24 protein-coding genes and 1 tRNA gene are annotated in these 20,987 nt (G+C 65.1%); 20 read left to right on the top strand and 5 right to left on the bottom strand.

The window, feature by feature from the left end; translation table 11 throughout:
• Positions 1 to 88 precede the first annotated feature (88 nt).
• The 6 genes from AC2S9W_RS09190 (at position 89) to rlxS (ending at position 4,724) form a co-directional block, all read left to right on the top strand.
• Positions 89 to 421, top strand: a complete 333-nt coding sequence (locus AC2S9W_RS09190; protein WP_486571984.1) for a DUF736 domain-containing protein — start codon at positions 89 to 91, stop codon at positions 419 to 421.
• 166 nt (positions 422 to 587) lie between these two features.
• Positions 588 to 833 carry a helix-turn-helix domain-containing protein gene (locus AC2S9W_RS09185; RefSeq protein ID WP_486571983.1) on the top strand — a complete coding sequence of 82 codons (246 nt, stop codon included), beginning with the start codon at positions 588 to 590 and terminating at the stop codon, positions 831 to 833.
• The gene (locus AC2S9W_RS09180; protein ID WP_486571982.1) at positions 826 to 1,425 is read left to right on the top strand and encodes a S26 family signal peptidase; all 600 of its coding nucleotides are present in this window, start codon (positions 826 to 828) and stop codon (positions 1,423 to 1,425) included. Before AC2S9W_RS09185 ends, AC2S9W_RS09180 begins: the two co-directional genes overlap by 8 nt.
• On the top strand, positions 1,413 to 2,090 hold the full coding sequence (locus AC2S9W_RS09175; RefSeq protein ID WP_486571981.1) for a lytic transglycosylase domain-containing protein: 678 nt from the start codon (positions 1,413 to 1,415) through the stop codon (positions 2,088 to 2,090). Before AC2S9W_RS09180 ends, AC2S9W_RS09175 begins: the two co-directional genes overlap by 13 nt.
• Before the next feature lie 210 nt (positions 2,091 to 2,300).
• Positions 2,301 to 2,435, top strand: coding sequence for a hypothetical protein (locus AC2S9W_RS09170; RefSeq protein ID WP_486571980.1), 135 nt, complete (start codon positions 2,301 to 2,303; stop codon positions 2,433 to 2,435).
• 306 nt (positions 2,436 to 2,741) lie between these two features.
• Positions 2,742 to 4,724 (top strand): relaxase/mobilization nuclease RlxS, encoded by a 1,983-nt coding sequence (gene rlxS, locus AC2S9W_RS09165; RefSeq protein WP_486571979.1) that lies wholly within the window; start codon positions 2,742 to 2,744, stop codon positions 4,722 to 4,724.
• Between the two features lie 19 nt (positions 4,725 to 4,743).
• Here rlxS and AC2S9W_RS09160 read toward each other — a convergent pair whose 3' ends face one another.
• Entirely contained in the window at positions 4,744 to 5,550 is an 807-nt protein-coding gene (locus tag AC2S9W_RS09160; protein WP_486571978.1) for a hypothetical protein, read from the bottom strand.
• Between the two features lie 421 nt (positions 5,551 to 5,971).
• On the opposite strand from AC2S9W_RS09160, the gene AC2S9W_RS09155 reads away from it, so the two are divergent.
• The 14 genes from AC2S9W_RS09155 to AC2S9W_RS09090 are packed head-to-tail and all read left to right on the top strand — an operon-like array spanning position 5,972 to position 18,716.
• The gene (locus AC2S9W_RS09155) at positions 5,972 to 8,074 is read left to right on the top strand and encodes a conjugal transfer protein TraG (RefSeq protein WP_486571977.1); all 2,103 of its coding nucleotides are present in this window, start codon (positions 5,972 to 5,974) and stop codon (positions 8,072 to 8,074) included.
• A 13-nt stretch (positions 8,075 to 8,087) separates the two neighbouring features.
• Complete coding sequence (locus AC2S9W_RS09150) at positions 8,088 to 8,510, top strand: ribbon-helix-helix domain-containing protein (protein ID WP_486571976.1); 423 nt, start codon at positions 8,088 to 8,090, stop codon at positions 8,508 to 8,510.
• On the top strand, positions 8,507 to 9,496 hold the full coding sequence (gene trbB / locus AC2S9W_RS09145) for a P-type conjugative transfer ATPase TrbB (RefSeq protein ID WP_486571975.1): 990 nt from the start codon (positions 8,507 to 8,509) through the stop codon (positions 9,494 to 9,496). The genes AC2S9W_RS09150 and trbB overlap by 4 nt, the downstream gene beginning before the upstream one ends.
• Before the next feature lie 2 nt (positions 9,497 to 9,498).
• Entirely contained in the window at positions 9,499 to 9,861 is a 363-nt protein-coding gene (locus AC2S9W_RS09140; RefSeq protein WP_486571974.1) for a TrbC/VirB2 family type IV secretion system protein, read from the top strand.
• Positions 9,858 to 10,145, top strand: a complete 288-nt coding sequence (locus AC2S9W_RS09135) for a VirB3 family type IV secretion system protein (RefSeq protein WP_486571973.1) — start codon at positions 9,858 to 9,860, stop codon at positions 10,143 to 10,145. Before AC2S9W_RS09140 ends, AC2S9W_RS09135 begins: the two co-directional genes overlap by 4 nt.
• The gene (trbE, locus tag AC2S9W_RS09130; RefSeq protein ID WP_486571972.1) at positions 10,139 to 12,577 is read left to right on the top strand and encodes a conjugal transfer protein TrbE; all 2,439 of its coding nucleotides are present in this window, start codon (positions 10,139 to 10,141) and stop codon (positions 12,575 to 12,577) included. The genes AC2S9W_RS09135 and trbE overlap by 7 nt, the downstream gene beginning before the upstream one ends.
• Positions 12,574 to 13,296 carry a P-type conjugative transfer protein TrbJ gene (gene trbJ / locus AC2S9W_RS09125; RefSeq protein WP_486571971.1) on the top strand — a complete coding sequence of 241 codons (723 nt, stop codon included), beginning with the start codon at positions 12,574 to 12,576 and terminating at the stop codon, positions 13,294 to 13,296. The genes trbE and trbJ overlap by 4 nt, the downstream gene beginning before the upstream one ends.
• Positions 13,297 to 13,329: 33 nt before the next feature.
• Positions 13,330 to 14,697 carry a P-type conjugative transfer protein TrbL gene (gene trbL / locus AC2S9W_RS09120; RefSeq protein WP_486571970.1) on the top strand — a complete coding sequence of 456 codons (1,368 nt, stop codon included), beginning with the start codon at positions 13,330 to 13,332 and terminating at the stop codon, positions 14,695 to 14,697.
• Positions 14,698 to 14,703: 6 nt separating this feature from the next.
• Positions 14,704 to 15,588 carry a conjugal transfer protein TrbF gene (gene trbF, locus AC2S9W_RS09115; RefSeq protein ID WP_486571969.1) on the top strand — a complete coding sequence of 295 codons (885 nt, stop codon included), beginning with the start codon at positions 14,704 to 14,706 and terminating at the stop codon, positions 15,586 to 15,588.
• Positions 15,585 to 16,562, top strand: coding sequence for a P-type conjugative transfer protein TrbG (trbG, locus tag AC2S9W_RS09110; RefSeq protein WP_486571968.1), 978 nt, complete (start codon positions 15,585 to 15,587; stop codon positions 16,560 to 16,562). The genes trbF and trbG overlap by 4 nt, the downstream gene beginning before the upstream one ends.
• Positions 16,559 to 17,875, top strand: coding sequence for a TraB/TrbI/VirB10 family type IV secretion system protein (locus tag AC2S9W_RS09105; protein ID WP_486571967.1), 1,317 nt, complete (start codon positions 16,559 to 16,561; stop codon positions 17,873 to 17,875). Before trbG ends, AC2S9W_RS09105 begins: the two co-directional genes overlap by 4 nt.
• A gap of 15 nt (positions 17,876 to 17,890) precedes the next feature.
• Complete coding sequence (locus AC2S9W_RS09100; protein WP_486571966.1) at positions 17,891 to 18,115, top strand: DUF2274 domain-containing protein; 225 nt, start codon at positions 17,891 to 17,893, stop codon at positions 18,113 to 18,115.
• Complete coding sequence (locus AC2S9W_RS09095) at positions 18,115 to 18,480, top strand: DUF736 domain-containing protein (RefSeq protein WP_486571965.1); 366 nt, start codon at positions 18,115 to 18,117, stop codon at positions 18,478 to 18,480. Before AC2S9W_RS09100 ends, AC2S9W_RS09095 begins: the two co-directional genes overlap by 1 nt.
• Positions 18,480 to 18,716 (top strand): helix-turn-helix domain-containing protein, encoded by a 237-nt coding sequence (locus AC2S9W_RS09090; protein WP_486571964.1) that lies wholly within the window; start codon positions 18,480 to 18,482, stop codon positions 18,714 to 18,716. Before AC2S9W_RS09095 ends, AC2S9W_RS09090 begins: the two co-directional genes overlap by 1 nt.
• 15 nt (positions 18,717 to 18,731) lie before the next feature.
• On the opposite strand, the gene AC2S9W_RS09085 is transcribed toward AC2S9W_RS09090, so the two are convergent.
• The 4 genes from AC2S9W_RS09085 to AC2S9W_RS09070 all read right to left on the bottom strand — a co-directional run bounded on the left by AC2S9W_RS09085 (position 18,732) and on the right by AC2S9W_RS09070 (position 20,955).
• The gene (locus AC2S9W_RS09085; RefSeq protein ID WP_486571963.1) at positions 18,732 to 19,016 is read right to left on the bottom strand and encodes a Fis family transcriptional regulator; all 285 of its coding nucleotides are present in this window, start codon (positions 19,014 to 19,016) and stop codon (positions 18,732 to 18,734) included.
• Positions 19,009 to 19,362 carry a type II toxin-antitoxin system RelE/ParE family toxin gene (locus AC2S9W_RS09080; protein ID WP_486571962.1) on the bottom strand — a complete coding sequence of 118 codons (354 nt, stop codon included), beginning with the start codon at positions 19,360 to 19,362 and terminating at the stop codon, positions 19,009 to 19,011. Before AC2S9W_RS09080 ends, AC2S9W_RS09085 begins: the two co-directional genes overlap by 8 nt.
• Positions 19,363 to 19,467: 105 nt before the next feature.
• The gene (locus AC2S9W_RS09075; RefSeq protein ID WP_486571961.1) at positions 19,468 to 20,736 is read right to left on the bottom strand and encodes a tyrosine-type recombinase/integrase; all 1,269 of its coding nucleotides are present in this window, start codon (positions 20,734 to 20,736) and stop codon (positions 19,468 to 19,470) included.
• A gap of 132 nt (positions 20,737 to 20,868) precedes the next feature.
• Positions 20,869 to 20,955: transfer RNA gene (locus AC2S9W_RS09070), tRNA-Leu, on the bottom strand.
• Positions 20,956 to 20,987: the final 32 nt, after the last annotated feature.

The following is a 20,987-nucleotide window of genomic DNA, read 5'->3' as shown; positions in this document are numbered from 1 at the left end:
GCCCTTCGGGTGCGGGCGTCCCGGCCAGCCCATAACGGTCCCGCATCGCCGGGGATCGGCTCCGGCGAACAACGGAAAGGAAAGTCCCATGTCCACTCTCGGTATCGTCTCGCGCAACCCGGAAACCAACGAAATGCGCGGTAGCATCGGCCTTCTCGGACGCCGCAATCCGCTCGGCATCGAGATCGTTCCCAACCCCGACAAGCGGGCGGAGAAGCAGCCCGACTTCCGCATCTGGAGCGGCCCCAACGACATCGGCGGCGGCTGGATCAAGAAGAACCGCGAAACCGGCAGGCCCTATGTCTCGCTCCGCATCTTCCATCCGCAGATCGCGCCGTGGCCCATCTTCGCCAATCTCGGCCGCGCCGCCGGACAGGATGACGACGATGTTCTGGCGCTGATCGTCAACGAAGCCGCCTGATCGGCACCGAATGCCCCCGCGCCCGATCCGGCGCGGGGGCTTTGCCTAGCTGATTGCCCGAATCCGGGAAGGGGCTGGAACGGGCCTGCCCGAACGCACCCCGGCGCGTCCAATCTCTCCGGGCATACGGGCGGCACTCGCTGGTATGCTCCAAGGAGCATCAGACATGGACGACGACGATACGAACGCTCGCGCCGCGCGGGCGCGACGAGGCAGCCCGTTCCTCAATACCGCGCAGGCTGCTTTCTATATCGGCCTTAACTGGCGAACGCTTGAACAGATGCGCTGGAAAGGGATCGGGCCGCGCTATCGCCGCCACGGCCGTTTCATCCGCTACCACATCGACGATCTTGACGACTGGTCGCGCACCAACGGACAGAAATCGCCAGTCAAGGGAGGCTCCGATGCGTAAGCCTCTCAACCGTCAATTGGCAAACCCAAAGCCCGCGCCACTGTTCGATTGGGAACCGCCGCTGGCCCGGCAACTGCGCCGTCGTCGCCGTCCGATCCTGATCGCGGGCGGCATCGGCCTTGCGCTGATGGGCGTTACAGCCGTGCTGGATTTCGCCGTCCGACCCGTACCGCGCATCATCTGGAACGCATCGGTCAGCGCGCCTGTCGGCTTCTGGCGCGTCGATCCTTATGCGCGCCTTCGCACTGGCGACATGGTGCTGGCTCGGACTCCCGCCAGCGTCCGCGAATTGGCTGCGCGACGGCACTATCTGCCTGCAAATCTGCCGCTGTTGAAGCGGATCGCGGCGCGCGATGGTGACGATGTTTGCGCGTTGGGGCAGGAAATTTTCATCAACGGACGATGGATTGCGGAGCGCCGCACCGCCGACCGGCGGGGCCGTCCGCTGCCGTGGTGGCAGGGCTGCGAACTGCTGCGCGGCGGGCGCGTGTTCCTGTTGATGGACGCGCCTGACTCGTTCGACGGGCGCTATTTCGGGCCGGTCGATGAGGATGCCATTATCGGCAAGGCCACCTCGCTATGGCTGCGCTGACCCGTATCGCCGCGTCCTGGGCAGCGGCTTCGCTCCTGCTCGCCTTGCCTGTCGGGGCGCTCGCACAGGCCGCGCCAACGGGCGAGCGGGTGTCTCCGGCGGTAGAACGCTGGCGACCGATCATTGCCGAAGCCTCGCAGCGTTTCGGCGTTCCGCAGGCGTGGATCGCCGCTGTCATGCAGGCCGAAAGCGCCGGGCAAACGCACCGCAATGGCCGCCCGATCACCAGCCATGCAGGCGCTATGGGGCTGATGCAGGTGATGCCGGACACATGGGCCGTGCTGCGCCGCCAGCATGGGCTTGGCCCCGATCCGCACCACCCGCGCGACAATATCTTGGCGGGCACGGCCTATCTACGCGCCATGTATGATCGCTTCGGATATCCCGGCCTGTTCGCCGCCTATAATGCCGGACCGGCCCGCTATGCCGAGCATTTGCGGACCGGCAGACCGCTTCCGGGTGAGACGCGCAGCTATATCGCCCAGCTTGCGCGGGCACCGTCCACACCCTCGATGCCGCCCGCGATCCTGTCGGGAACCCGGCTGTTCTTCGCCTTGGAATCGGCCCCGCAACTGGCCCCGACAAGTCCGCCGCCGCCTTCCGAAACGACCCCCGCGAATCCCTTGTTCGTACCGCTGGGACAGGTGCGGGAGGGGAATAAATGAGAAGTCCGGCGCGTGGGGAGAGGAGTTTATCCGCTCAAGTCCGCCCAGTATCCGGCATGGATCGAGCCGCCTCAAGGACGACGGTTCCCCCAATTTTGCTGGCGCAAAATCGGCACCCCCGTCGCCGCTGGCGCGGTCGCTTCGCGATCCTTGACCCGGCCCGCTCCATACCGGGCGCAGCCTCCCGTCTTTCGAGATCAGGAGGCGAACATGATGTTGGAACAGCATATCGAGGAACTGCGCGCCGAGCTTCGGGGCGTTGCCGATTTGAAGGAGCATCGGCAGATCAAGGCCGAACTGGAAGCCGCGCTGGAGGAACTGGAACGGCGCTGGAACGAGGAGTGACGAGAGCATGGAAGCGGCGTCGGCAGGCGTCGCTTCCGGCCTTTGCCGTGATCGCGGCGGGAACGGGGAAGCATCGGCTTGGGCGGGTTTCAGGGTATAGGCTGCTAAGGCAAGATGAAAGAATGGCGCCATTCTGCGAACGGCTCCATAAGTTGTTGTCTGCACATTGTTTTTTCGGCGGCCGTTGGCGCTATCCCTTGTCGCGTGGCGCCATGCCGCCCGCAAGCCCGCAGAAATCCGTCGATCCGATGGCGCCATTGTTCCATCGCCGCCCGGCAGTTACCGGCGCCGTTCAGGAACCGCGCCATGTCCGGTGACGACGATCTTGAACCTCGGCTTGGCCGGATGCGGTCGGGCGGCATGGCGCGCGGGCCGCGCAAGTTCCTCCACCGCGTCCTGCAAGCTACCAACCTGGCGCGCGGCGGCGCGGCGTCACCGCGCGGCAAGGGGACGTTCACCGGAAGCCGCATCGGCCGGGGATCGGGCATTGGCCGCGTGCTGGCTTCGCGCGATCGGCTGGCCGCGTTCCGCCAGCGCCGGGTGATCGTCAAGAACCGGATCGTCCGGCTCGACAAGGCGAAGGGCATGGACGCGGCCCGCGCTCATATGCGCTATATCCAGCGCGATGGCGTGACCCGCGATGGCGAGCCGGGCCAGCTCTATTCGGCGGAGCAGGACAAGGCCGATGGCCGTGCCTTCATCGAGCGGGCGGAGGGCGACCGGCACCAGTTCCGCTTCATCGTCTCGCCGGAGGACGGCGACCAGTATGACGACCTCAAATCGCTGACCCGCCGCCTGATGGCGCAGATGGAACAGGACGTAGGCACCCGGCTCGATTGGGTGGCCGTCGATCATTTCAACACCGGCCATCCCCATACGCACGTCATCGTTCGCGGCAAGGATGAGCGGGGCAAGGATCTCGTGATCGCCCGCGACTATCTGACCCACGGGATGCGCGAGCGTGCCGCCGAGCTGCTATCGCTCGACCTGGGGCCGCGCACGGACATCGAGATCGAGGAACGCCTGCGCGCCGAAACCGGGCAGGAGCGGCTGACCAGCATCGACCGCCGGTTGCTGCGCGACAGGGACGCGAACGGACTTGTCGAGGCGACCGACCGCGATCCCTTCTATCAGTCGTTGCGCGCGGGCCGGTTGCAGAAGCTGGGGCGGCTGGGCCTGGCCGACCAGATCGCGCCGGGCCGCTGGCAACTGGCTAAGGGCTTCGATGACACGCTGCGCCGCATGGGCGAGCGCGGCGACATCATCCGCACCATGCAGCGCGCCTTCACCGAACGGGGGCTGGAGCGGGCAGGCAGCGACTATGCCATTGCCGATCCCGCGACCATGAACCCGCTTGTCGGCCGGGTGATAGAGCGCGGCCTGTCCGACGAGCATAGCGACCGCCATTATCTGATCGTCGATGCGACCGACGGGCGCAGCCACTATGTCGATATAGGCCAGGGTGACGCCACGGACTTTGTGCCGCAGGGCGCGGTGGTGCGGATCGAGCCGAAACCGACTGTTGCCCGCGCGTCGGATCGCACCGTGGCCGAGATTGCCGCCGCCAATGGCGGGCGCTATTCGATCGACATGCACCTGGCCCACGATCCCAACGCCACGCAGACCTTTGCCGAAACCCATGTCCGCCGTCTGGAAGCGATGCGACGGGTCATGGGCAGCGTCGAGCGCGAGGCCGATGGCACATGGATCATCGAGCCGGATCATATAGAGCGCGCCGCCGCCTTCGAGGCGCATCAGGCGAAGGCCGCGCCGGTCCTCGTCGATACGCTGTCCGTGATGCCGCTCGATCGGCAAGTTGGAACCGATGGGGCAACGTGGCTGGACCGTCAGCTTGTCGGCGGCGATTCCGAATCCTTGCGCGATGCCGGGTTCGGACGGGAAGCGCGCGACGCGCTGGACCGGCGGCGGCAATGGCTGGTGGCCGAGGGACTGGCGCAGGAGGAGCAGGGCCGCGTCGTCATCCGCGCGAACCTGCTGGCGACCTTGCGGCGACGGGAACTCACCCGCATCGCCGGACAGCTCTCCGACGAACTGGGATTGGGCTATGCCGAAGCGAAACCGGGCGAGCGGATCGAGGGCATCTATCGCCGTCCGGTGGAACTGGCGTCAGGCCGCTATGCGCTGATCGAAAAGAGCCGGGAGTTTACGCTGGTGCCGTGGCGGCCGGTGCTGGACCGCCATCTTGAGAAACAGGTGTCCGGCATCATGCGCGGCGACAGCATCAACTGGACTATCGGCCGACAGCGGAGCGGGCCGTCGATTTCGTGAACGCGGCCCGTCTCGATGCTTATAGCTTGAAGTTCCCGCGATCGGCATAGCCCTTTGGGCGGATTTCGATAGCAGCCGCTTCGTCAAGCCGATGTTTACGGCAAGCGAAGTTCCAGCCATTACCGGCGTCCGAAGATACTTGCAGCCACGCACCATCCCGACGCTCCAACCATCCCGACGCAAACAATTCGCCCGCATGGAAACCCGCGTTGGCTGCCCGGACCCAGCGTTCGCTATCAGATGTGGGCCACAAGGCGACATGGATGGAAAGTTCATCAAACCCAGCATCGTGGACGGATGCTATTGCAGGAATGGAGCCGATCGAGAATCTATACACATAAGGTTCATTGCGGGTGAACCGATCCTTGCTCGCTCCCGGCCAACGATTATCATTCGGCCGAACCGAAAACAGACGCATATCTAGACCGGCATTAATGCCTGCGACCATTACGTTGCGCCATGCTCGCTTCCGCATTGACTTGGAATAGTCGATTTCATGAAAGCGGAACGAACGCGTTTTCACGATTTCGGAGGGATCGGGATAGGGCAAACGATCGAAAGAAAAGTGACGGACATCAGATACCGTCGCACTGTTTACGTTCAAGGCGTCCCGTCGGACGATAAACGCTTTTTCGTCAAGCAGGACATATTCGGGATCAGCTGGGTCGACGAATTTCATCGCGGTGAGCAAGGCTGCGTGAGTGTTGAAGCCGCAGGCTGAAGCTAGTGCTTCAGTCAGATGCGCTGATTTGTCATTAGGGAAATGGGTCTGCAATGCGCGCTTAACATTGCGGATACCGGAATCGGTCAAGGGAATGGCCGTCATGGATCACCTTCATATCTGGGTCGATGTCCGTGGATTACGCATCGACCGGATATGTTGGTCGATCCAGTTCAAGAATCTGTCCGCTTTGACCCCACGGTAGGTCCGGCGAGACGGCCGTTGTGGAAGATATGAATCAACGGACTGATATTCAAGTGGACTAACGGCTTTGGGCCAACACAGACAGGCCGCCCGTAGGCGGATTCTCGGTGAGCGCCCGTATGCACTTAGGTGAAAGCCAGGAAATTCAGCCAATGTCGGGGCAAAGCTGTAAAAGCCGATAACGTGGCTCCCTTCTGCAATCGAGAACGTGTCTCCGGTGCGCTTGAGAGGGTTTAACCGCCATAACTGTCTAGCGCCGACCTGATCCAGCCTTGGCTCCACTCGCTCCGCATGTCGCGGCCCGCGAGTCGGAGCCAGCCACATGACACCGACCAAACTGCTCATCGGCCAGATATTCATTGTATTCGCCATCGTCATTCTCGGCGTCTGGGCCGCCACCCAATGGGCCGCCCACATGCTCGGCTATCAGGCGCAGCTTGGCGCGCCCTGGGCCATTGCCTTCGGTGTGCCGGTCTATCGCCCGTGGCAGCTATTCGCATGGTGGTATCACTACGAGGCTTATGCCCCGGACGTGTTCGACAAGGCCGGGGCGCTGGCGGGAGCCAGCGGCTTCCTCGGCTGCGCGTCGGCCATAGCCGGTTCGCTCTGGCGGGCGCGGCAGAACCGCAACGTCACGACCTACGGTTCGTCCCGTTGGGCGACGCGCGGCGAGATCGCCAAGGCCGGGCTGTTCAACGCGGCGGGCGTGTTCCTCGGCCGGATGGGCAGCGACTATCTGCGGCACGACGGGCCGGAGCATGTCATGGCGTTCGCGCCGACCCGTTCCGGCAAGGGCGTCGGGCTTGTCGTGCCCTCGCTCTTGTCGTGGACCGGCAGTGTCGTCGTTCACGACATCAAGGGGGAAAATTGGCAACTCACCGCCGGCTGGCGCTCGCGCTTCTCGCATTGCCTGCTGTTCAACCCGACCGACCCGCGTTCGGCGCGCTACAATCCGCTGCTGGAGGTCAGGAAGGGACCGGATGAGGTCCGCGACGTTCAGAACATCGCGGATATTCTTGTCGATCCCGAAGGCGCACTGGAACGGCGGTCACACTGGGAGAAAACCTCCCACAGCCTGCTAGTCGGCGCGATCCTCCATGTCCTCTACGCGGAAGAAGAAAAGACGCTCGCCCGCGTCGCCACCTTCCTGTCCGATCCCCAGCGGTCGTTTGCCCACACGCTGCGCCGAATGATGGCGACCAATCACTTGGGGACCAAGGAACATCCGCAGGTCCATCCTGTCGTCGCCAGCGCGGCGCGTGAAGTCCTCAACAAGTCCGAGAACGAACGCAGCGGCGTGCTGTCCACGGCCATGTCGTTCCTCGGCCTCTACCGCGATCCTACCGTGGCGCAGACCACGGCGGCCTGCGACTGGCGCATTGCCGATCTTGTCGATGCCAAATCGCCGGTCAGCCTCTATCTGGTCATTCCGCCCAGCGACATTTCCCGCACCAAGCCGCTGGTCCGCCTGGTTCTCAACCAGATCGGCCGCCGTCTCACCGAGCGGCTGGAAGGCGACCCGAAGAAAAGTCGCAAGCATCAGCTCTTGATGATGCTGGACGAGTTTCCGGCGCTGGGGCGGCTCGACTTCTTTGAAACCGCGCTCGCCTTCATGGCCGGCTACGGCATCCGCGCCTATCTGATCGCGCAGAGCCTCAATCAGATCAGCAAAGCCTATGGCGAGAACAACGCCATATTGGACAACTGCCATGTCCGCATCGCGTTCAGCTCCAACGACGAACGCACGGCGAAGCGGATTTCGGATGCCCTCGGCACCGCGACCGAACTGCGCGCCCAGCGCAACTATGCCGGGCATCGGCTTGCCCCCTGGCTGTCGCATGTCATGGTGTCGCGGCAGGAGACGGCCCGCCCGCTGCTGACCCCCGGCGAGGTGATGCAGCTTCCGGCCAGCGATGAGTTGGTGCTGGTGTCGGGGCTTGCCCCGATCCGGGCGAAGAAGCTGCGCTATTATCAGGACCGCAATTTCATGGCGCGGATATTGCCCGCGCCCGATCTTGGCGGCGGCAACAGCGGCGGCGGTGTCGCCGGTGGTGGCAACGGCGGAAACGGCGGCGCTGGCGGCGCGGCCTATGCCGACCGTCCCGATCCGCGCCCCGACGATTGGGGTGGCGAGGTGCGCGGTCCCCATGACCGCCTGATGGCCGCCGCCGAGGAAGAAGGCGCGGCGTTCGACGAGGAATCCGAAGGCGGACTCCAGCAGCAGCGCCATCCGGGCCTGCCCGAAGAACAAGCCGTGCCCCCGGTGGAACCCGACAAGGAGATTTCGGCCGGCGCCGACGACGATAGCGACGAGGTGGCCGACCGCCGGGCAATGGATCGGCTGCGCGGCCTGACCGCCGTTCAACGCGCCTACGGCATCAATGAGGGCACGGATCGCGGCGACGATCTGCTGCCGAATTTCTGACGGGGCGGCTGCGATGAAACCCCGCCATCACCTCTATCTCGACGAGGAATTGACCGCCCGGCTCGATGCGCTGGCGGCAAAGCCCGGCACGTCCAAATCCGCCATCGTTGCCGACGCGCTGCGTGCCCATTTCCGGCGGCAGGGGATGCGCGAGGTCGATGATCTTCTGAAAGTCCGGCTGGATCGGATCAGCGCCGACCAGAAGCGGATTGCCCGCGACATGGATGTGCTGCTGGAAAGCCTGTCGCTGTTCCTCAGCTATCAGTTCAGCCTCAACGCCCAGCTTCCCGAACCCGATGCCGCCGCGCGGGCCGTTGGCCGCGACCGCTTCCAGAAGTTCATCGACCAGATCGGCCGCCAGATGGCGCGCGGTGCGGATCGTGCGCCCGGCAACGGGTCGCTGGCGCAGGCCGTGCAGGACGGAGGCGCGCAATGACCGGCTTCGTCAATGCCCAGGCGCAGGGCCGCCGCCGCGCGATGCTCAGGACGGCGATGGGGCCGACCATTGCGGCGGCGCTGGCTGACCCGCTGGTTATCGAGATCATGGCGAACCCCGATGGCGTGCTGCGGCTCGACCGGCTGGGAGAGGGCCGCGTCGATACCGGTGCGCGGCTGGACGCCGCCGAAGCCGAACGCATCATCCGCCTGGTCGCCAGCCATGTGCGTGCCGAGGTCCATGCGGGCGCACCCATCGTCAGCGCCGAACTGCCGGAGGGAGGGGAACGCTTCGAGGGGCTGTTGCCGCCGGTATCGGCCGCGCCGTGCTTCTCCATCCGCAAGCCCGCCGCGCGCATCCATCGCCTGATCGACTATGTGGCGGACGGCATCATGCGCCCGGAAGTCGCGCTGGCGCTGTCGATGGCCGTCGTCGAACGCAAGAACATCCTGATCGCGGGCGGGACCAGTTCCGGCAAAACCACGCTGGCGAACGCCCTCCTCAACGAGATGGCGACGCTCGATGAGCGGGTCATTCTGATCGAGGACACGCGCGAACTTCAATGCGCCGCATCCGATACCGTGGCGCTGCGCACCCGGCCTGGCATCGTGACGATGGCCGACCTTGTGCGCTCCACCCTGCGCCTGCGCCCGGATCGCATCATCGTGGGCGAGGTCCGGGGCGGCGAAGCGCTCGACATGCTCAAGGCGTGGAACACCGGCCACCCCGGCGGCATCGCCACCGTCCACGCCAACTCCGCCCGCTCCGCGCTCTACCGGATCGAGCAGCTTGTCGCGGAGTGCGTCGTCACCGTGCCGCGCCGCCTGATCGCGGAGGCGATCGACCTGGTGGCGTTCATCTCCGGCCGGGGAACCGGCCGCAGGATCGAGTCCGTGGCCGAGGTCAGCGGACTGGATGCCGACGGCGATTACGTCGTCACCGACCTCAATTTCCCCCCAACCACCATCCCCTCCGAAGGAGAATGACCATGCACGTCACCCATCCCGCCATCGTCAAGGCGCGGGCACGTTCCCCCCATCTTCGCAAGCTGGCGGCCGTCAGCCTCAACCTTGGCATCGTTCTCGGCCTTGCCGCGACGGCCCATGCCGCCGGGTCCGGTATGCCGTGGGAAGAACCGCTGCAACAGATTCTGGAATCGGTCCAAGGCCCGGTCGCCAAGATCGTCGCCGTCATCATCATTATCACCACCGGCCTGGCGCTGGCCTTCGGTGAAACGTCGGGCGGGTTCCGCAAGCTGATCCAGATTGTGTTCGGCCTCTCCATCGCCTTCGCCGCATCCAGCTTCTTCCTGTCCTTTTTCAGCTTTGGCGGCGGAGCCTTGATCGCATGAGCGGCATCAGCTCCATCGCGGCCGGCGGCGAGGTCGAGGGCTTTGAAGTCCCGCTGCATCGCGCGCTTACCGAGCCGATCCTGTTGGGCGGTGCGCCGCGCGGGATCGCCATTCTGAACGGCACGCTCGCCGCCGCGATGGGGCTGGGCCTCCAGCAATGGATCGCCGGGCTGCTGCTCTGGCTCGCCGGGCACAGCCTCGCGGTGTTCGCCGCCAAGCGCGACCCCGATTTCGCGCCCGTCCTCGCCCGTCACCTCCGGCAGAAAGTCTATCTCACATGCTGAACCTGCGTGAATATCGCGGGCTGGCCGACCGGCTGGCCGATCATCTCCCCTGGGCCGCGCTGGTGGCTCCCGGCGTCGTCTTGAACAAGGACGGCAGCTTTCAGCGAACCTTCCGGTTCCGGGGACCGGACCTTGAGTCCGCCGCCGAAGCCGAACTGATTTCGGTCTGCGCCCGCGCCAACAATGCGCTGCGCCGTCTGGGATCGGGTTGGGCCTTGTTCTTCGACGCCGAGCGCATCGAAGCCTTGGGCTATCCCGACAGCAGCTTTCCCGACCCGGCATCGTGGCTGGTGGACGAGGAACGCCGTGCGCATTTCGACGGGCGCAAGGGCCAGCATTTCGAGAGCCGCTATCACCTGACCCTTTGTTACCTGCCGCCCGCCGATCAGGTCAGCCGCGCCGAGCGCGCCTTGCTGGAACGCGACGTTCCGCAGCAGGACCGCGACTGGCGCACCGAACTGCGCGCCTTCATCGCAGAGACGGACCGGATAGCGGATCTTCTGACCGGCATCATGCCGGAGGTCGCGGCGCTGGACGATGCCGCGACGCTGACCTTTCTCCACGGCTGCGTTTCGCCAAAACGCCACCCCGTCGCGGTGCCGGAAACGCCGATGTATCTCGACGGGCTATTGGTCGATACGCCGCTATCGGGCGGCATCGAACCGATGCTGGGCGACAGCCATCTTCGCACGGTGACGGTGCTGGGTTTTCCGGGCGCCACCCGGCCTGGCATCCTCGATGCCTTGAACCATCAGGACTTCGCCTATCGCTGGGCGACCCGCTTCATCGCGCTCGACAAGACCACCGCCAACAAGGCGCTGACCGGCATCCGCCGCCAGTGGTTCAACAAGCGCAAGTCCATCGCGCAGTTGATGCGCGAAGTAATGATGAACGAGCAGGTAGCCCTGACCGACAGCGATGCCGACAACAAGGTGGCCGACGCCGATCTCGCCTTGCAGGCGCTTGGCGGGGATCACGTCGCCTTCGGCTATCATACCGCGACGATCACGGTCAGCGACGAGGACCGCGCCGCCGCCGATGAGAAGGTCCGTATCGTCGAGCGGATCGTCAACGGCCTTGGCTTCACCTGTATCCGTGAGAGCGTGAACGCGGTCGAAGCCTGGCTGGGATCTCTGCCCGGCCATGTTTACGCCAATGTCCGGCAACCGCTGGTCCATACGCTGAACCTCGCGCATCTGATGCCGCTATCGTCGGTCTGGGCAGGCCCGGCGCGCAACGAGCATCTTGCCGGCCCGCCGCTGCTTTATGCGGAGACGAGCGGATCGACGCCATTCCGCCTCTCCACTCATGTTGGCGACGTGGGGCATATGCTGATTGTCGGGCCGACCGGGGCGGGCAAGTCCGTCCTGCTGGCATTGCTGGCGCTCCAGTTCCGCCGCTATCCGGGCGCGCAGGTCTATATCTTCGACAAGGGACTGTCCGCCCGCGCTGCTGTCTTGGCGATGGGCGGCGAGCATCACGCCCTTGGCGAGAGCGACGCGCTGGCGTTTCAGCCCTTGCGGAACATCGACGACGATGCCGAGCGGGCATGGGCGGCCGACTGGATCGCGGCGCGCTTTGCCGATGAGCGCGTGGACGTAACCCCGGAGGTCAAGGACGCGCTCTGGTCCGCGCTCACCAGCCTCGCCAGCGCGCCGCCGGAGGAACGCACGCTGACCGGGTTTTCGGTTCTCTTGCAGTCCAACGCGCTCAAGGCCGCGCTGATGCCCTACACGCTCGAAGGGCCGTTCGGCCGCCTGCTCGATGCCGCCGAGAACCATCTGGCGCTGTCCGACGTGCAATGCTTCGAGACGGAGACGCTGATGCACACGGCCAGCGTCGTGCCGCCGGTGCTGACCTATCTGTTCCACCGACTCGAAGAACGCTTCGACGGGCGGCCGTCGCTGCTCATTCTCGATGAAGCCTGGGTGTTCCTCGACAATCCGCTGTTCGCTGCTCGCATCCGCGAATGGCTGAAGGTTCTCCGCAAGAAGAACGTCAGCGTCATATTCGCCACGCAGTCGCTCGCGGACATTGCCGACAGCAGCATTGCCCCGGCGATCATCGAATCCTGCCCCCAGCGCATCTTCCTCGCCAATGACCGCGCCATCGAGCCGCAGGGCCGCGCCGCTTACGAACGCTTCGGCCTCAACGAACGCCAGATTGAGCTGATCGCCCGCGCCACGCCCAAGCGGCATTATTATCTGCAATCCCGGCGCGGCAACCGGCTGATCGAGCTGGCGCTTGGCCCGATCGCGCTCAGCCTATGCGGCGCATCCGATCCCGACACCCAAAGTCTGATCGACCGGCTGTTGGCCGAACAGGGGCCGGAGGACTTCGCCGCGGCCTTCCTCGCAGCGCGCGGCCTGTCCTGGGCCGCCGCCCTGCTCCCCGACTTTCCCAACCCCCAGCAGAAGGAGACTTCCCTATGAAATCCCGATTCCTCGCCGCGTGCCTTGCGGTCACGTCCGTCATGGCAACGGCCATCGTGCCGCTCGCCCCGGCCCACGCGATCACGGTGTTCGACCCATCGAACTACGCGCAGAACGTCCTGACGGCGGCACGCACGCTCACGCAGATCAACAACCAGATCGCCAGCTTGCAGAATCAGGCGACGATGCTGACCAATATGGCGAAGCATCTCCAGCGGCTCGACTTCTCCTCGCTCTCCCAGATCACCCGATCGATGCAGCGGATCGACACGCTGATGATGCAGGCCGAGGGCATCGCCTTCGACCTGGAATCGACCGACGCGGCGTTGCGTCAGCAGTTTCCGGCCGAGTTCGACCGGGCGCTCTCCACCAGCCAGATCATCGCGCAGGCCCGGACCCGGTTGCAGGCGAGCATGAAAGCCTACCGGCAGACCATGCGCGTGCAATCGCAGGTGATCGAGAATGTGCAGGCCGACGCCGGCTTGCTGGCCGACCTCGTATCGCAGAGCCAGTCCGCGACCGGCAGCTTGCAGGCGCAACAGGCCACCAACCAGCTCATTGCGCTCAGCACGAAGCAGCAGCTTCAAATCCAGCAGATGATGGCGACGCAATATCGCGCCGACGCGATCGAGCGCGCCCGCCAGCAGCAGGGACTCGAAGCCGCCCGCGAGCGCACGAGCCGGTTCGTCGGATCGGCCCACGCTTACACGCCGCGATAAGCGGCGGCCCCCTGTCCGAAGGCGAGGCTCCCAATGGACCCTGATCTCAATATCATCGACGGCTTTCTCGACAGCTTCATCCGCTACATCGACAGCGGCTTCGGCTTGCTGTCCGGCGATGTCGCGTTCCTCACCACCGTCCTGATCGGCATCGACGTGACGCTGGCCGCGCTCTGGTGGGCGATGGACAGCGATCAGGACGTGCTGGGCAAGCTGGTCAAGAAGGTGCTCTATGTTGGAGCCTTCGCTTTCATCATCGGCAATTTTTCCGGTCTTGCCGACATCATCTATCGCAGCTTCGCCGGGCTGGGCGTCACGGCGGGCGGCGGCGGCATGGTTGCCGACGACCTGCTCAAGCCCGGCAAGATTGCGGGCGCGGGTTTCGAGGCTGCCCATCCGATGCTGGATGTGGTCAAGGACATGCTGGGGTTCCCGGAGTTCTTCGGCAACTTCCTCAATATCGCGGTGCTGCTGATCGCCTGGTTCCTCGTGGTGCTGGCCTTCTTCATCCTCGCCATCCAGCTTTTCATCACGATCCTTGAGTTCAAGCTGACCACGCTGGCGGGCTTCGTGCTGGTTCCCTTTTCGTTGTGGAACAAGTCGAGCTTTCTGGCCGAACGGGTGCTGGGGAACGTCATATCATCGGGCATCAAGGTGATGGTGCTGGCGGTGATCGTCGGCATCGGCGCCAACTTCTTCACCGAACTGGCCGGACTGATCGGCTCCGATCCCGACACGTCCGACGCCATGACGCTGCTGCTCGGCGCGCTGTCGCTGATGGGCCTTGGCATCTTCGGTCCCGGTATCGCCTCCGGCCTCGTTTCCGGCGCTCCGCAGCTTGGTGCGGGCGCGGCGGTTGGCACCGCAGCCGGCGCGGCGATTATGACCGGCGGGGCCGCCATGCTCGGCGCACGCAGCGCGATGATGGCGGGGCGCGGCGGCATGTCCGCCATCCGGGCCGGCACCGCGATGGGTTCGGCCGCGCAGACCGCTTATCAGATCGGACAGGCCGGAGGCGGGGGCGTAAAGGCTGGCCTTGGCGGCGTCGCCTCGGCTGCGCGCAATGCGACCGGACAGAAAATGCAGGCGGCGTCTGCAAGCGTCAAATCAGGATTTCAGGCCGACGCCGGCCGGGGCCGTGCCGCCGCGTGGGCCGCGATGAACATGGATGCCCTGATGCCCGGCGCTGGACCCAAAGGGACCGGCGCGGGCGCAGCCGCCAGTTCCGCTCCCGGCACAGGCACGGCCGCGCATGCTTCGGGAGCAGCAGCGCCGCAATGGGCGCAGAAGCTCCGCTCAGAACAGACCGCCCGCCATCACCGGCACATCGCCGCGCAGACCATCAAGGACGGCGACCGGCCCGGTTCTGCCGCCAATCCCGACCTCAGTGACAAGGAGTAACCTTCCATGATCTTCAAGCGATCCATCCAGCGTTACGGGCAGACCCCGCAGCCCGAAACCCCCTATCAGCGCGCGGGCCAGCTATGGGACGAGCGCATCGGTTCCGCCCGCGTGCAGGCAAGGAACTGGCGGCTTGTCGCCTTCGGTTGCCTCGGCCTGACCGGCGTGTTGATCGCATCGAACGTGTGGCAGTCGATGCAGAGCCGCGTCGCGCCCTATGTGGTCGAGGTGGACCGCCTGGGCGAAGCCCGCAGCGTCGCGCCCGCGATCCAGAACTATCAGCCGACGGACGGCCAGATCGCATGGCATTTGGGGCGCTTCATCTCCAACGTGCGTTCCGTCTCCACCGACCCGGTGCTGGTCAAGCGCAACTGGCTCGACGCCTACGACTTCGCCAGCGACCGCGCCGCGATCTTCCTCAACGAATATGCCCGCGCCAACGATCCCTTTGCGGGCATCGGCCAGCGCAGCGTGTCGGTGCAGGTGACGAGCGTGGTCCGCGCGTCCGACACCAGCTTTCAGGTCAAATGGACGGAGAGTATTTTCGAGCGCGGCAGTCTTGCGAAAACCGAACGCTGGACCGCCATGCTGACCGTGGTGATGCAGCCGCCCAAGACAGCCGACGCGCTCCGCAAAAACCCCTTGGGCCTGTTCGTCAACGCGATCGACTGGGCGCGCGAGCTGGAGGGGCAACCCTCGCAGACGGGCCAGCGCGGCATCCCGCAGCAGGGACAGCCCGCCGCCGCTCCGGCCGCGATCCCAGCGCCAATGGCCGCGCCGACGATCCCGGCCGCCGCGCCGGAACCCGCTCTATCCCAACCGACCGCGACCGAAACGGCCCCGGCTCCCGCCAGCCCGGCTGCTCCCGCACAGAAAGGAACCCGTCCATGATCCGCCATCCTGTCCTCTGCCTGCCGATGCTGGCGCTTGCCGCCTGCGCGGGCACGACCCCGCCGCCCGCCCTTGCGCTCGATGCCGCGCAGTTCCAGCCCGCCACGCTGGAGGCCGAGCCGCCCCGGCCGGTCGAAATCGTCGAAACGCCGGTGCCTCTGCCACTTCCGGGCCAGCTTCTCCCGCGTCCATCCGTCAGGAAGGATACGAACTTGCCGACCGCGCGGGTGGAAGCCGCCAACCGCGCCGCCACGCGCGAACCGTCGAGCGCGGGCTATCTCAATGCCGTGCAAGTCTATCCGTGGACCGAAGGCGCGCTCTATCGTCTTTATGCCGCACCCGAACGGGTGAGCGACATTGCGCTCCAGCCCGGCGAACGGCTGGTTGCGGTGTCCGCCGGTGACACCGTGCGCTGGGTCATTGGCGATACGACGAGCGGCGCGGGCGACGAGGCACGCGTGCATGTGCTGGTGAAACCCTTTGCGGCCGGGCTGGTGACGAACATGGTCATCACCACCGACCGCCGCGCCTATCATCTGGCGCTCGAAAGCACCGACCGCACGGCGATGGCGGCAATTAGCTGGACCTATCCGCAGGACCGGCTTGTGGCTCTCCGGCGGCAGAACGCCCGCGCCGAGGAAGCCCGGCCGGTCGCGGAGAATGTCGCGCTCACCAATCTGCGCTTCCGCTACGCGATCACCGGCGACAATCCGCCATGGCGACCGCTCCGGGCATGGGACGATGGGAACAAGGTCTATATCGAGTTCCCCGCGCGGCTCGATCAGGGCGAAGCCCCGCCGCTGTTCGTCGTCGGCCCGCTGGGTCAGAGCCAGTTGGTCAACTACCGGGTGAGTGGCAACCATTATATCGTCGATCGCCTGTTCGGCGCGGCCGAACTGCGGTTGGGAGAGAATCCTCAGTCGGTTGTGCGGATCAGCCGCACCGACGGCCAGAACCGGAGGGCGCGGAAATGAGCGAGCCTCCCGTCGAACCCGTCGCGCCCGAAACACCTCCCGAAGCCGGGCAGGACGTTCCGCCCCGTGCCGCCTCTCGCAAGGTCAGTCCGGAAGCGTTGACCTTGCGCGCCAATCCCCGCCGCGTGGTGCGCTTCCGGCGCGGCGTCATCATCGGCGGCGCGGCAGCGGGATCACTCGCCATCGCCGGTATCGTCTGGATGGCGCTCGGCCCCAAGACGCTTCACATCGTCGCGGCCGGCGACGACAAGGCGATCACCGACCGGCGCACGCCCGCCGATGCCGTCGCCAACCTGCCTGGCACCTATGGCGAGATTGCGCCCGGCGTGCCCGTGCTGGGGCCGCCGCTGCCCGGCGACCTGGGGCGGCCGATCCTTGAACGGCAGCGCGAGCTTGCCGAAGGCGGCGGGATCATTCCGACCGACCCCGCTGCCGCGCCGCCCGCCATGACCCCGGAAGAACAGGCCGCCGAAGCCGAGCGCCAGCGCATCGCCGCGCAGGCCCATCAGGCACGCGAGGCGGGCGTGATGGTGCAATCGTCCGGCCGAGCGGCGGCGGTCCCGGCGGCGAGCGGCGATGGCGCAGCAGCGCCCGGCGCCGCAGCAGCAGCCGATAGCGGACAGGCGGGCCGTCTCGCGCTGGACCCGGAGCGCGATCAGAATGCGCAGCAGCGCAAGCTGGACTTCATGGGCCAGCAGGCATCAGGCGGCATCTACAATGCCCATGCGCTCCAGACCCCGGCATCCCCGCATCAGCTCATGGCAGGCAGCATCATCGCCGCCAGCCTGATTACCGGCCTCAACTCCGACCTGCCCGGCATGGTGATCGCGCAGGTGACGGAGCCGGTCTATGACACGGTGACGGGCCGCACCTTGCTGGTCCCGCAAGGATCGCGGCTGATCGGCAGCTATGACAGCGTTGTGGCCTTCGGCCAGCGCCGTGCCTTGCTGGTATGGCAGAGGATCATCTTGCCCGATGGTTCGTCCATCCAGATCGACAATCTGCCCGCCACCGACAGCGCGGGCTATGCCGGGCTGGCCGACAAGGTGGATTTGCACACCTGGCAGCTTCTGAAAGGCGTCGCGCTCTCCACCCTGCTTGGTGTCGGCACCGAAGTGTCGTTCGGCGGCAATGAGAGCGATCTTGTCCGCGCGCTCCGGCAGTCCACGCAGCAGTCGGCCAGTCAGGCAGGCCAGCAGATCGTCTCGAAGAATCTCAACATCCAGCCCACCATCACCGTCCGCCCCGGCTGGCCGCTCCGCATTGTCGTCCACAAGGACATCGTGCTGCGGCCCTGGGCCGGCGCCCGCTGACAAGGAGACGCCGCCATGCTGAAACTCGCCAAGCTGCCCGACCGCACCCCGGTCAAGATCGGGATCACCGTCACCCCGGACCTCGATGCCGACCTGCGCGCCTATCTGCACCTGTATCGCACCACCTACGAGGACAAGGCCGCGACGGTTGCGGATCTCATTCCCGCGATGCTCGAAACCTTCCTCGCCAGTGACCGCGCCTTTGCCAAGGCCCGCAAGGAAGCGGAGGCGCGGCTATGATGAAACGACGGATCATCGGCCGGTTCAAGCGGTCGAAGGACGGGGGCTGGGAAGGCGAAATCAACACGCTCTCTATCCAGCGCAAGATTCGTCTGGTGCCCAATGACGACCGGACGAGTGAGAGCGCGCCAGCGTTCCGTGTCATGCTTGGCAGGGAGGCGATGGGCGACGCATGGGAGAAGAAGTCCCGCAGCGATCCGCCGCGCGATTATCTGCGCGTCAAGATCGACGATCTTCCCGGCACCCTGTCGGCCGTCCTGTTCTTCAATGAAGAAAACGACGATGCGCGGCTGGTATGGAACCCGCCTTCCGAAACGGACGGCGAGCCTGATGGCTATCGCCATGCAAGGAGGGCGAACCGCTGATGACGCGCGGGCCGACCCCCGAAGAACGCAAGCAATGGGCGCAAGAAGCGCTTGCTGCTCAAAAGGAGCTGCCGGCGGAGCCGGTCAGCGTCCGCATCGCAACGGCCGTGAAGCTGACGGGCATTGGCCGGTCCACCCTCTACGAGCTGATTAAATCCGGCGAGATCGAGACGGTGAAGATTGGGCGCTCCACGCTCATACCCTACCGCTGCCTCAAAAAGCTGGTAGGCGGATAATATCCCCGATCGCAGTCAGACGAGTTGCAATTCCACGCGCCTGCCTACGATCGCCGCCGCGCGTTGCAGGGTTTCGATGGTCACATTGCCGTCGTCGGGATCGAGCAGCCGGTTGACTTGCGTGCGGCTGGTTTTCATCATCGCGGCCAGCCGGTTCTTGCTCAGGTTGCGCGAACGCATCGCCTCGGCAAGCTGCCATGCGATCACTTCCTTGATGGCCTTGGCCTGAAACTCCGGCAGCACGCCTTCTTCTTCGAGGAAACTGTCGAGGGACGATCCCCGGTGCGGATTGTCAGCCATTTTCGACCTCCTTCTTGCGCTCGCGCGCCAATTTCAAATCCGGCTCCGGCGTCTTCTGGCTTTTCTTGATGAAGCCGTGCAACGCATAGAGTTCGCCGTCATGGAAGCAGAACAGCACGCGGGCGATGGTCTTGTCCGGCAAGTCCGTGCGGACCTCGAACAAGCCTTTTCCCATCGGCCGGACCAAGGGCATCCCCACAGGCCAGCGATATTGCACCCGTTGCAAATCCTGGCCGACAATCCGCCGATTCTCGATTGGCAAGCCTGATAGCCAATCCCGAACCGGCTCGTTACCGGCCAGCGTCCTGTAGAAGACCAGTTCGATCTTCCGAGCCGACTGCTCCATATCTGCACCTTATATAGTCCATGAACCTTATATGGTTCAAGTGAGAAATCGGCCGGTCGATCCGCTGTCGTGCTTTCGACCGGCTCTCGCGAACCGTTCCAACGTCTAGCTTGCTCGCTGGAAACGCCTGCTGAAATCCGGTTTCAGGATTTTCCCGCCGTCCCGCAGTTCATCCAGATAGTCGGACCAGTGCTGCATCATCCGCACCCTCTCTTCCCAATACTCGCCACGGGCATAGGCGCGGCGCACGCCGTTGCTCTCCATGTGCGCCAACTGGCGTTCGATGGCGTCGGGGTTCCAGATGCCCATTTCGTTGAGCAAGGTCGCGGCCATCGCCCGGAAGCCGTGCGCCGTCATTTGCTCCTTCGCATAGCCCATCCGGCGAAGTGCGATGGTGATGGTGTTTTCCGACATGGGCCGCCTCCATGTGTGGAAGGCCGGAAAGACATAGGGGCCGTGGCCGGTCAGCGGATGCAGTTCTTCGAGGATTTCGAGAACCTGCCGGGAAAGCGGCACTTTATGCGGCCAGCGCATTTTCATCTTCTCGGCGGGGATCGACCAGATGGCGCGGTCGAAATCGAACTCGCTCCATTCCGCCCGGCGCAATTCGCCGGGCCGAACGAACACATGCGGCGTCATGCGAAGGGCAAATCTGGTGATCGCATGGCCGGAAGAAAGCTCGATTGCCCGCATGATGTCGGCCGCATCCTTGGGAGTAGTGAGCGCGGCATAATGCTTGGTCTTGGGAACGATGATCGCGCCGCGCAGATCGGCAGCAACGTCGTGCTGCGCCCGGCCGGTTGCGACGCCATAGCGGAAGATGCGGCTGATGACGCTTCGCATACGGCGGGCGCTTTCATATCGGCCGGTCGCTTCCAGCACGCGCAGCACGGCGAGAACTTCCTGAACCTCGATCTTGTTCAGGGGCCGCTCGCCAATCAGCGGGTAAGCCATGTCGAGCAGCCAGCGCACCTTGTCGAGCGTGACCGGCGCGCGGCCTTCGCGCTCGATCTTGACCAGCCATTCCTCCGCGACCGACTTGAAGGTGATGGCGGCGTCGATCTCCGCGCGCACGCGGGCGAGCTTCTTTTGCGCGTTCGGGTCGAAGCCTTCCTTGAGCTGCTCGCGCGCCTTGTCCCGCTTGTCGCGGGCGTCGGCAAGGCTGACCTCCGGCCATACGCCGAAGGACAGGGTTTTGACCTTGCCGAGATAGCGATAATTCATCCGCCAGTATTTTCCGCCCTGGGGCGTCACCAGCAGATAGAGCGCGCGTTCGTCGTGGAGCTTGTAGGCTTTATCGCCAGGGCGGGCGTTTTTGATCGCAATGGCCGTCAGAGGCATGAGGGTATCTCCATCCGAAACCGGGTGGCCCATACCTTCCAGATACCCTCACAATGAGGGTATCTGTAGCCGGACACACCCGAACCACGTTGGACAAGATACCAGGAAAAACGCTTTGGCCCCAGTCACTTACGGGACGTTCACGGACGTCACCGGACGGGTAAATGGTGCCCAGAAGAGGACTCGAACCTCCACGACCTTGCGATCGCCAGCACCTGAAGCTGGTGCGTCTACCAATTCCGCCATCTGGGCACGGGGTAGGAGCGGGCGCTTAGCGGCGGGGG

Source organism: Sphingopyxis sp. 550B, assembly GCF_057401805.1.
The sequence above is the reverse complement of the archived record's forward strand: the minus strand, read 5'-3'. Positions and strand labels throughout refer to the sequence as shown.